This is a genomic window from Ruminococcus sp. CAG:57, from assembly GCF_000435935.1.
GTDB lineage: Bacteria > Bacillota > Clostridia > Oscillospirales > Ruminococcaceae > Hominimerdicola > Hominimerdicola aceti.
The window spans coordinates 1-4,008 of record NZ_FR890793.1; the positions used below are offsets into that span (position 1 = coordinate 1).

The window sequence follows — 4,008 nt, forward strand, 5'->3', positions numbered from 1 at the left end:
TATTAGCTAAGCTTTGTCAAGACTTTTCTTTGTGAACTTTTTATGAAGTTCTTTTCGAGCTACTCCTCAGGTCTCTACTGTTCTCCCGAACCTTTTACCTTCGTTTCGCTTCTTTCTTTATCGCTCTCTCTCGAGGCGACTTGTTTATTTTATCACTTTTATGCCATTTTGTCAAGCGTTTTGTACCGTTTCTATGTTTTTTATAGATATTTTCATTATTTTGCACAGAAACAGTACAAAACTTACACAATATTGACGATCAGAAGAACGTCGAATATATCTTTGACTCGCCTACACTATAAACTACCCCGTCATTGAACGTAAATACAACTGTTAAAGTAAAAGTACCCTTGCTATCTGTAAAAGCTCCGTTCTGAGAACGTACAGTAAGCGTTCTGCATTCATTAGTATAATTAACACCGAATGTCTTATTCACTTCCTCTATAGTTGATCCAGTCTTTATTCCGCCTATAGAGAACTCAGGACAGTTATCCAAAAACAATCCCATGACATCACAATTGCTTGCTTTCGCTTCCTCATAAGTGTTATTGTCAATTGTCATGCTTCCTGAATATCCTGTTGCTCCATTACTGAAAAAAGTTTCCATATCATCTTCCGCTATCACATAATTTTTCGGGTCAACGCTCTCAGAATAACCACTTAGACCTGCCGCCCAAAGACCCATATCCGCTACATCACTATACTTTGCAGGAAACGCAAATGCCCTGCCCTTTAATGTCATATCAAAAAGCCTTTCGTCCTGCACATATATCTCAGGGTAAACAGGGTCTTTTTCATCGAACTCTATAGGGTCTTCCGTTTCATTTTTGGACGATGTGGTCTCCGATTTGCTGTCGTTTGCATTACTATCTGTATTTTCTGTATTACTATTGTCTGAAATAATTCCGCCATTGTTGTCACTTATGCGGTCATTGTCTGTTATGTGCGTATTTCCACCCGTATTGTTGTTTATATTGGGCGTATCGTCCGTCTTGCCGTTGTCGATCTTTGAATCATGTGTACTGTCGACAATGCTTTCCTCTGTTTCGCCACCAGCTACTGTCTTATTTTCGTCAGAGCCGTTCCCATTTCTATTTATAAGGTCAGGCGACCAACTGTCATTGTACTGCACTGATGAACTGCCGCTTGTCTTTATGCTGTTTTTATCAGTTTTGCTGTCGGATAAAAACAGACCTGCTCCAACTGCCACACACAGTGCCGCCGCACATACTCCGCCTATCCACATAGGTTTCCTGCTTACCGCCGCAGTATTTTTGAGCTTATTTTTCAGCTCCTCGACCTGCTCTTCATCAGGCTCTATCTGCTCTTTCATGCCTCTGAAAAATTCCTTATTCATAGAAATATCCTCCTTTCAGCTTTTTTTTCAACATTTCTCTTGCCCTTGTAAGCTGCATTCTCACCGTTCCACTGCGTACTTTCATTATCTCAGCTATCTCATCAGTAGACACCTCTTCAAAATAGTAAAGATAAACCACCATTCTGTATTTTTCAGGCAGTTCCGTTACAGCACAGAAAACATCATTTTCCTCGCGGCTTCTGAAAAAGCTTACCTCTTCCTTTCTTTCTTCAAGGGGAACTGTACGCCTGCGCCAGCTTGACAATGTTATCTTTTTGCACTGATTGAGAGTAGTCCTGATAAGCCAGAACTTCTCCTCATCATTGTCCTTGACTGTTATCCCCTTTCGATAAGCTGCAAGAAACACTTCCTGAAAAACATCGTCTGCATCTGCTTTTGAGCCAAGACGTGCTATAGCGATTCCATAAACGGTACTTTTATATTTATCTATAAGCCTGTCTATCTCTGAAAGCGTATTTTTCAAATTGACGTCCATTTGATCACCCCTTTATAATAAATACTTTTTCTCTCCTGAAATGTCACAAAAAAATAAAAATTTTTTCAAAAGCCGCCTGAGCATATGCCCAGACGGCTCCACTTTCTTTAGAACAATCCCTGCTCCTCTGCAGCAGACGGCACATATTCCTCGTTCTCGATTATATAGTCCACCACTCTGCAATAGAAGTCTGTAGGATTCATCTGAATTTTCGATTTTATATAATTTGCCTGCTCCTGATCGGGTGCGTAAAGAGTTATGTCCATAAGCACCATATCATCGTCACAGCAGCGGCAATGCACGTTATAACCACGCTTTGCAGGCTTTATATCAAAACTTACATCACGATCGTTTTTAAGCTTGACGAACAGTCTTAGACCTGCCGCATATATCTTATCTCTAAAACTTTTCGGCACAAGTTTTTTGAATTTCTCAGCGCCCTCAATGCCCTTTTCAGTGAGCCGATAGTAATTCGTGCCTTCTATTTCCGCAAGCTCCAGCGTGCCGTTTTCCAACATTCTGCTGACAGCCTCAGTGTACACAAAATAATTCACAACGCCTTCGCCCGTGGCTATCTCAGTAAGCTGATTAGGCGTACAAAGCTGATTTATCTGACCGAGAAAATAAGCCAGAAGTATTTGAACCTCATACACGTCGGAAATGTTCTTCATGTTCTCTGATATATGAGCCTCAGGATTTTGTACCAAGCTATCAATCCTCCTTTGGAAATTTCTCTAAAAATTTGGGTATTCAAGCATATGATTGAGCAAAGCTATATTAACAGCCGCCTCAACACATGGCACAGCTCTTGGAACAACGCAAGGGTCGTGTCTGCCCTTTACTTCGAGAGTTTCATTTTTCATAGCTGAATAGTCCACAGTTGCCTGCGGTCTTGCTATTGACGGAGTAGGCTTGAAAGCAACTCTAAGTGTGATAGGCATACCAGAAGCTATTCCGCCCAGTATTCCGCCGTGATTGTTTGTCTTTGTCACAACGTGACCCTTATCATTTACATAGAACTCGTCATTGTTCTCCGAACCTGTCATTTCCGCCACCTTAAAGCCTGCACCAAACTCCAGACCCTTTACCGCAGGGATACCGAAAATAAGCTGAGCTATAGAGTTTTCAAGTCCGTCAAAGATAGGCGAGCCGATACCGGCTGGAACATTGATAGCGATACATTCTATAATTCCGCCAACGCTGTCCTTATCCTTTCTTGCCTTGTCTATCTCCTTTATCATTTCGTTGCCCTGAACGTCGATAATAGTCGGGAACTCTTTCTCACGAACTTCCCTTATCATATCCTTAGTGGTATCGATAGGGTCAAAAGCCTTATCCTTTATGCCATGGACTTCTGCGATATGAGCGCCCACATAGATACCTCTTTTTTCAAGTATCTGACCTGCCACTGCTCCTGCAAAGCATAGGGGCGCAGTAAGTCTGCCTGAAAAATGTCCGCCGCCTCTTACATCATTGAAGCCTCTGTATCTCAATGCGCCTGTATAATCAGCGTGACCTGGTCTTGCAAGCCTTGAAAGATTTGAATAATCCTGTGAGTGCTGGTCTGTATTGGCTATAAGCGCACAAAGAGGAGTACCCGTAGTCTTGCCGTTGAAATAGCCAGACATTATCTGCGGCATATCCTTTTCTTTTCTCTGTGTAGAGGTCTTGTTCTGCTTAGGCGCTCTTCTTGCCATAAATTGATATATCTTGTCAAGGTCGATGCTCTCCCCCGGCGGTACATTATCCATAACAACGCCTATTGCAGGGCCGTGGCTCTCACCGAAAACGGTAAAGCCTATATTGTTGTTCCATGTTGATGACATTTTACTTCCTCCTGTCAGCTTATAAAGCCTGTATAAATAACGGCAGATACCCGCCAGATAAGTACAAATTTTTGTACTAGCCCACGTTAAGGCTCACGGCTTATCTCTCCTCCAATGCTCTCATATACCTCAAAGAAATCGGGATATGACTTGCTGACGCACTCCGCACCGTTTATCTTCAGTGGTGAAGTACATCTTGTGGCAGCCACCGCCATTGACATTGCGATCCTGTGGTCGTTGAAGCTGTCAACTTCTCCGCCATTCAGTGAGCCAACACCATCTATCTCCAATCCGTCCTCAAGCTCAGTTACCTTTCCGCCAATTGCGTT

4 protein-coding genes and 1 pseudogene are annotated in these 4,008 nt (G+C 42.6%); all 5 read right to left on the reverse strand.

The window, feature by feature from the left end:
• Positions 1–259: 259 nt before the first annotated feature.
• Entirely contained in the window at positions 260–1,357 is a 1,098-nt protein-coding gene (locus QVO88_RS11345; protein WP_022288565.1) for a hypothetical protein, read from the reverse strand.
• Complete coding sequence (locus tag QVO88_RS11350; protein ID WP_022288566.1) at positions 1,350–1,853, reverse strand: RNA polymerase sigma factor; 504 nt, start codon at positions 1,851–1,853, stop codon at positions 1,350–1,352. Before QVO88_RS11350 ends, QVO88_RS11345 begins: the two co-directional genes overlap by 8 nt.
• 107 nt (positions 1,854–1,960) lie before the next feature.
• Complete coding sequence (locus tag QVO88_RS11355; protein ID WP_022288567.1) at positions 1,961–2,560, reverse strand: DUF4364 family protein; 600 nt, start codon at positions 2,558–2,560, stop codon at positions 1,961–1,963.
• 27 nt (positions 2,561–2,587) lie between these two features.
• Positions 2,588–3,679 (reverse strand): chorismate synthase, encoded by a 1,092-nt coding sequence (aroC, locus tag QVO88_RS11360; protein ID WP_022288568.1) that lies wholly within the window; start codon positions 3,677–3,679, stop codon positions 2,588–2,590.
• An 86-nt stretch (positions 3,680–3,765) separates the two neighbouring features.
• Positions 3,766–4,008 (reverse strand): annotated as a pseudogene (locus QVO88_RS11365) (3-phosphoshikimate 1-carboxyvinyltransferase); the annotation flags it as partial.

What these genes read in the sequence shown, in the direction of transcription:
- aroC (WP_022288568.1), bottom strand. Translation starts at nt 3,679, where the DNA reads ATGTCATCAACATGGAACAACAATATAGGCTTTACCGTTTTCGGTGAG.
- QVO88_RS11345 (WP_022288565.1), bottom strand. Translation starts at nt 1,357, where the DNA reads ATGAATAAGGAATTTTTCAGAGGCATGAAAGAGCAGATAGAGCCTGAT.
- QVO88_RS11350 (WP_022288566.1), bottom strand. Translation starts at nt 1,853, where the DNA reads ATGGACGTCAATTTGAAAAATACGCTTTCAGAGATAGACAGGCTTATA.